The sequence below is a fragment of the Candidatus Melainabacteria bacterium RIFOXYA2_FULL_32_9 genome, from assembly GCA_001784615.1.
Lineage (GTDB): Bacteria > Cyanobacteriota > Vampirovibrionia > Gastranaerophilales > UBA9579 > UBA9579.
The window spans coordinates 1-6,436 of the sequence record MFRQ01000144.1 but is presented as its reverse complement, the minus strand read 5'-3'; the positions used below and the strand labels follow the sequence as shown (position 1 = coordinate 6,436).

Annotated in this window: 7 protein-coding genes and 2 pseudogenes; 7 read left to right on the top strand and 2 right to left on the bottom strand. The window is 31.7% G+C overall.

Going from position 1 to position 6,436, the window contains the following annotated elements; translation table 11 throughout:
• Together A2255_07275 and A2255_07270 are read left to right on the top strand one after the other, a co-directional pair.
• Positions 1-428 (top strand): annotated as a pseudogene (locus A2255_07275) (potassium transporter Kup).
• A 338-nt stretch (positions 429-766) separates the two neighbouring features.
• Entirely contained in the window at positions 767-1,084 is a 318-nt protein-coding gene (locus A2255_07270) for a hypothetical protein (protein OGI17542.1), read from the top strand.
• 412 nt (positions 1,085-1,496) lie between these two features.
• On the opposite strand, the gene A2255_07265 is transcribed toward A2255_07270, so the two are convergent.
• Positions 1,497-2,537, bottom strand: a complete 1,041-nt coding sequence (locus A2255_07265; GenBank protein OGI17547.1) for a [FeFe] hydrogenase H-cluster radical SAM maturase HydE — start codon at positions 2,535-2,537, stop codon at positions 1,497-1,499.
• A 331-nt stretch (positions 2,538-2,868) separates the two neighbouring features.
• On the opposite strand from A2255_07265, the gene A2255_07260 reads away from it, so the two are divergent.
• The 5 genes from A2255_07260 (at position 2,869) to A2255_07240 (ending at position 6,225) form a co-directional block, all read left to right on the top strand.
• Entirely contained in the window at positions 2,869-3,078 is a 210-nt protein-coding gene (locus A2255_07260) for a 50S ribosomal protein L31 (GenBank protein ID OGI17541.1), read from the top strand.
• Positions 3,079-3,206: 128 nt separating this feature from the next.
• On the top strand, positions 3,207-3,902 hold the full coding sequence (locus A2255_07255) for a thymidylate synthase, flavin-dependent (protein OGI17540.1): 696 nt from the start codon (positions 3,207-3,209) through the stop codon (positions 3,900-3,902).
• A gap of 26 nt (positions 3,903-3,928) precedes the next feature.
• Positions 3,929-5,017, top strand: coding sequence for a peptide chain release factor 1 (locus A2255_07250; GenBank protein ID OGI17539.1), 1,089 nt, complete (start codon positions 3,929-3,931; stop codon positions 5,015-5,017).
• Entirely contained in the window at positions 5,010-5,885 is an 876-nt protein-coding gene (locus A2255_07245) for a protein-(glutamine-N5) methyltransferase, release factor-specific (GenBank protein ID OGI17538.1), read from the top strand. The genes A2255_07250 and A2255_07245 overlap by 8 nt, the downstream gene beginning before the upstream one ends.
• A gap of 91 nt (positions 5,886-5,976) precedes the next feature.
• Complete coding sequence (locus A2255_07240) at positions 5,977-6,225, top strand: hypothetical protein (protein OGI17537.1); 249 nt, start codon at positions 5,977-5,979, stop codon at positions 6,223-6,225.
• Between the two features lie 26 nt (positions 6,226-6,251).
• Here the strand turns inward: A2255_07240 and A2255_07235 are convergent.
• Positions 6,252-6,436 (bottom strand): annotated as a pseudogene (locus tag A2255_07235) (hypothetical protein).

The window sequence follows — 6,436 nt, the reverse complement described above, 5'->3', positions numbered from 1 at the left end:
TATATGCAAGTTCAAACAAAATAAATGGTAGTGCATTATTTTTCGCAAGAGATATGAGAAAAGTGCCTCCTTATATTGTAAATACAATGTTTGTAAATAACATTATTTACGAAGATAATATTATAGTTTCTATTAATATTATTGATTGTCCGTTCGGTATCAATGCATTTTTTAAAGAAGATTTCGCAAAAGGCTTAAGGTCTTTTGAAATACAAATAGGTTATATGGAAGTGATCGATGTTGAAGATATAATAAAGCAGTCAGGAATTAACGAAAAAGTTATATTTTACGGTCTTGAAGAAATAGTAACCGGCAACCCGATTTGGAGCACATTTGCAGTAATTAAAAAACTTACTCCTTCTTTTGTGCAATTTTATAAATTGCCTGCACAAAAGATTCATGGAATAATTACTCGTCTTGAAATGTAGATTAGACATATAAATTACTGAATTATTAAGATATTTTACAAATTTTAAATATAAAAAAACAATCACCATATTTATTTTTTATATATCCGATAATATATTTCTATTTCAGTCATATATAAAAATTAGATATGCAATTTGTCGACAGTCATAGTTTTAATTGCCAAAAGCTCAATGTTCAAGAGGGTTTTGAGTAAAAATACATGTATTCCTGATTGAGTGAAATTATAAAAGCAATTCCCATTTTCTATTTGTTTTTATATAAATGGGAGAACTTCTATAAGAAACCCGGACTACAAAAATAAAGCTTATATAGGAAATGGGAATAAAGGAGTAAGGGTATGGGTTTAGTAGCCAGCCAAGCAAGAATCTTAATGCTGACCTCAAGAAAGTCAGATCTTGAGTTTGCAATGCAGCAAATATCTCAACGCAGGATGATGCTAGCTCAGGCCACAATGTCATTAGCTCAAACACAAATGGCAGCAGGTCCTGAAGCTCAGGAAGATCCAAGATCAGCTATGTTGCAGCAAGTTGATAAAATGTTAGAAATGCAATCACTTCAATTTCAGACTCTACACAAAACAGTTAGTACAGAACTTGAATCCGTTCAAAAAATTATCGATAAAAATATTGAAAGGTCATTTAAATACGTAGCTTAACAGTTTAAAACAATCACTCATGTAAATAACCCCCAAAGGACATAAAAGTCCTTTTTTTATTTGGGAAAAATATTTGGTAATGGTAAAAATTAAAGTGATAAATTTTTTCAGAGCAATAATCCGACTAATCGTCGCACTGTCATTGCGAGGCAGCAAAGCTGCACCATTAAACTCTACAATCTTAGTCTTAATTACAGTGATTTATGAGTTATAAAAGGTGACTGTGTCACCAATCCAAATAATATTATACTATCTTCTTTTGGATTGCTTCGTCACTTCATTGCATTTCGTTCCTCGCAATGACGCTGTATATTGTTGGAAGGATTAATGACATAAATAAGTGCCTTTGGCACCTCGCAATGACACTAGGAAAATTTGATTTCTGAATACGTTCTATATCACTACCAAATATTTACTGAACCTGTCTATTTAAGCTTTTAAATTTTGAAGAAATTTCACTTATAGAATCAGGATTTTTATTGCTTAGTTGAATCTTAGCCGGATATATTTCATAGTACTGTTTATATTCCTGATCTGTAATATTCACCATAAATACATTTGCTCCACATTTTAGAGCAGTTTCCTTGCCTTCTTTTTCATTTATAACCCCTAATGCAGTTGTGGCAGGAATATGAGTGGTTTTTGTAACTATTCTTGTTATTGCGATTATCTTATATACCATTTCTTCGACATCAAAATAACCTATAGCTGGAGCAAAATACCCACCCGCCTGTTCAAACTTTCTGGCTAAAGGAGTATTAGGATGTGGCAGATAAGGCCCCATTCCAATCATATCAATATCCATAGCTTTAAACAGAAGAATATCATTGGCTATACTTTCTAAAGTCTGTCCTGGAAGTCCGATCATAATTCCGCTTCCTGTCTCATAGCCAAGTTGTTTTAATGCTCTAAGGCATTTTATTCTGTTTGAATATTTTAAATCAGGATGTAACTGTCTATAAAGAATAGGATCACTGGTTTCATGCTTTAAAAGATACCTGTCTGCACCGGCTTCTTTCATTAATTTATATTCAATTTCGGGTCTTTCACCAATGCTTAATGTGATAAATAAGTTTGTAGATTCTTTTATTGCTTTAATAATTCTCACTACTTTATCAACATCATAATAAGAATCTTCCCCGGACGGCAAAATAGCCGGTTTATATCCTAAGCCTTCAGCTTTTTTAGCAGATTTAATTATTTTATCTTCATCCATTCTATATCGATGAACTTGATCATTAGATCTTCTTATTCCGCAATACAGGCAATTCTTTGAACAATAATTTGAGAATTCAACAATTCCACGCACATGAATCACATTGCCGACATATTTTTCTCTAACACTGTCAGCAAGTGCATATAAATCTTCTAACGCTGTTTTATCGTTTATTTTTAAAAGAGAAACAATATCTTGCTTGGTATATTCCTGTTTTTCTTTTAACAAATCTTTTATACTTACCATTTTTTCAATCATCTTTTTAAGATTATTAAATAAGTTAATTTTAATGTATCACAATCAATTTACGTTGTACAATTTTTGAGAACACTATAACCGCTAAAAAACTTAATAGCTCTGTTATTATTAGTCAGTTATTATAAAGATCTAATCCTATTACCGGAACTAAAAATATTTAACAAAGTCTCTTAGTTGAGTAAAGTTTTTATGTAATTACCTAAAATTTAAACTTTTATTGAGAAAAATTTTTCTAAATTTACGATAAAATTTTGCTTGTGATAATATTAACTTACGTAGTTATCCTTTACAGTTAAAGAGGTATTTTGCAATGAAACAAGGTATTCATCCTGATTATAAAAAAACACAAATAAGTTGCGTATGTGGAAACGTTATTGAGACAGGCTCAGTTAAAGAGAACGTAAGAGTTGAAATTTGCAGCAGCTGCCACCCATTCTATACCGGTACACAAAAAATTATGGATACTGAAGGTAGAGTAGAACGTTTCAACAAACGTTACGCAAAAAAAGAAAATAAGTAACTAATAACTTAATATCTTAGCATAATGAGCCCGTTTATATTTTCACGGGCTTCTTACATAGAATATGCTAAGATATTCTCTAATAAAGATAAAAATCTATGAGAGTTTAATATAGAAAAATAATTACTATGACTAATAATAAAGAATTTCCTATTGTTAATTTAATTAGCACACCGGAAAACACACTAAAAACCATTTACACAGCTTGCAGAACTTGTTATTCGGCAGATTATCCTATAAATATTTGGGATAATGCTCCAAATGAGGAAAAAATGCTAAATCTGGTAAAAAAGGTTTTAGCATCTGGTCATCATAGTACAATCGAACATTGTCAGTATGTTTATTCTATTAGCGGGGTTAGTAGAGCTTGTACGCATCAATTAGTAAGGCATCGTCATATGTCCTTCTCGCAAAAATCACAAAGATACGTGACAGAAAAAGGACAATTTGAATATGTAGTTCCCCCAACCATTAAAGATCCTGAGTTAATTGCAGAATATAATGATTTTATGGGAAAAACTTCTGATTTCTATGCTAAATTAATAGAAAAAGGAATTCCTGCAGAAGATGCCAGATTCATTTTGCCGAATGGTGCAACAAGTTCTCTTATTGCAAGTCTTAATTTAAGGGAGATGATTCATCTTGCAAACCTGAGACTTTGTACAAATGCACAGCACGAAATTAGAAAACTCGTTAAGAAAATGTGTGAGCTGGCAATAGAGAAAGATCCCTGGTTAAGTGAATATCTCGTACCAAAATGTGAAGTTAATGGACATTGTGATGAAATACGAAGCTGTGGCAGGTATGCTGCAAAGGCTAATTAAACCATCTGGAATACTGGAGTTAAGCCATGAAAGATATGTTAGAAAAAATTAAAAGTGTTGAAAAAAGCTATATAGAATTAGGGGAAAAACTTAGTGATCCTGGTGTTATTCAGGATTATGAGCAGTTTAAAAGATTATCTAAAACAAGAAAATCAATGGAAGAAACCGTTGATACTTATCATCGTTGGCAAGAATCCATATCAATCCGTGATGATGCTGCTCAATTAATAAGAGGCGAAAACGATCCTGATATGAAAATGTTTCTTCAAAATGAGATAGAAACAGCAGAATCTAAAATCACTGAATGTGAAGAGAAAATGAAGCTTCTTTTATTACCTAAAGACCCTAATGATGAAAAAGATATTATGCTTGAGATCCGTGGCAGTGCTGGTGGTGATGAAGCCAACATTTTTGCTGCCGATTTAATGAGAATGTATTTAAGATATGCTGAAAAATTAGGTTGGAAAACAGAAGTGTTAGGTGTTTCAGAAGGTGAACTTGGCGGAATAAGTGAAGCTGTAATTTCTATGCAAGGTGATGGCGTTTATAGCAGGCTAAAATATGAATCAGGTGTACACAGAGTACAAAGAGTTCCTGTTACTGAATCCCAGGGTAGAATTCATACAAGTACAGCCACAGTGGCAGTTATGCCTGAAGTTGATGATGTAGAAATCAACATTGCTACTAATGATCTGGAAATTACAACCGCAAGAGCAGGTGGAGCAGGTGGCCAAAACGTAAATAAGGTTGAAACTGCAGTAAGAATCGTTCACAAACCAACTGGTTTAATGGTCCATTGTACAGAAGAAAGAAGTCAGCTTCAAAATAAAGAAAGAGCTATGCAAATTCTTAAAGCCAAGCTCTACGATATGGAACTTCAGAAACAAATGAAGGAAATAACCGATCTTAGAAGATCTCAAGTTGGTACAGGCGATAGAAGTGAAAGAATTAGAACATACAATTTCCCTCAAGGAAGATGTACTGATCATAGAATTAATCAGAACTTAAACGTTAAAACAGTTATTGAAGGTGAATTAGATGAGCTAATCGAGCACCTAATAATGTATGATCAGAAAATTAAATTGGAAAAACTAGCAGACTCTGTCAATGCTTGATAATTCAATAAAAAATACTCGTCAAGATGCTGCTTTTGAGCTTCAAAAAAGTGGGGTTTCTGATACTGAAGCTTATATTGAAGCTGATATATTAATGGAATATGTTTTTGGCCTCAAAAAAAAAGATGTAATAAGTAGGCCTAATCTAATATTGCCGGGAAGCAAGATAAAAAACTTTAATTTATTAGTACAAAAAAGGGTTCAGGAAAAAATTCCCATTCAGTATTTAACAAATATTGCTTATTTTATGGGTTATGAATTCTATGTTAACGAAAATGTTTTGATTCCAAGGCCAGAAACAGAAATACTGGTTGAAAGAGTCTTAGATTTAATCAAAAAGCAAAATAAAGAACTTAAAATAATTGATATAGGTACAGGATCAGGATGTATTGCCTGTATGCTTGCCAAATTAAGCGACCAAAAAATACTTGCTACAGATATATCTAAACAAGCTCTCGGTGTAGCTAAAATCAATGCCAAAATATTAGAAGTTACAGATAAAGTTGAATTTATTCAATCTGATATACTTGAATCTGTTGAGGAAAAATTTGATATAATCGTTTCAAATCCACCTTATATCTCAATACAAGACAGAGAAAGCTTACAATTTGAAGTTTCAGAACATGAACCTCATCTGGCATTGTTTGTTGATGATGAAAAAGGGATATCTTTTTATCAAAAGCTCATAGAGCAGGCCAAATCAAGATTGAATTTTAATGGTTATTTAGCTGTAGAAATAGGGTTTTCTCAATCTGTATATATAAAAGAGCTGCTTGAATCTGCCGGTTATGCTGATATCAATATAATTAAAGATTACAGTAATATTGATAGAGTCATTATTGCTAGAATTAGCTGTCCTGAGTTTTAAACCGCGTTTCTATTAAAAGTATAGTCATTAATTTTTACACGTGCTATAATTTATGATTATAAAAACAATCATTTCTTTAAAAGTGAGGTAAATGGTGTTTGATAGCTATAATACGTACGTTGGACTCTTGGGACTGATTAACCATCTTGAAACAGAACAGGATATAAGGATTTTTCTATCTAAATATAAGAAATGGTATATACAAGAAAAGCACCTGACTAAGAAAGAAGCTGAAGATAAAGTCAAAATGGATTTAAAATACTGTCTTGAAAAATTTACGATAGATAAGAGTTTATCGAGCAAATTCTATCAGATATTGAATATTTCTCCAAATAATTAAATATATCAAACATTTGAGGAAATAAATTATACATAAATGTTTAACGATTTTATAGAATCATTTATTCTTCCCTGTATTTTTCCTACTAACTTTTCTGCTCTTTCTAATGTTTTTTGAACAGGTTTACCTTGCAATTTTAGTAATTCTAACTCACTTTTTACTCGAGTTGCTCTAATTAAGTAACAAACAAAAAATTTCTTCGTCTTAATTT

Bases quoted from the DNA above. Each gene is read 5' to 3' on its own strand.
- A2255_07270 (OGI17542.1), top strand. From the start codon at position 767: ATGGGTTTAGTAGCCAGCCAAGCAAGAATCTTAATGCTGACCTCAAGA.
- A2255_07260 (OGI17541.1), top strand. From the start codon at position 2,869: ATGAAACAAGGTATTCATCCTGATTATAAAAAAACACAAATAAGTTGC.
- A2255_07255 (OGI17540.1), top strand. From the start codon at position 3,207: ATGACTAATAATAAAGAATTTCCTATTGTTAATTTAATTAGCACACCG.
- A2255_07250 (OGI17539.1), top strand. From the start codon at position 3,929: ATGAAAGATATGTTAGAAAAAATTAAAAGTGTTGAAAAAAGCTATATA.
- A2255_07245 (OGI17538.1), top strand. From the start codon at position 5,010: ATGCTTGATAATTCAATAAAAAATACTCGTCAAGATGCTGCTTTTGAG.
- A2255_07240 (OGI17537.1), top strand. From the start codon at position 5,977: ATGGTGTTTGATAGCTATAATACGTACGTTGGACTCTTGGGACTGATT.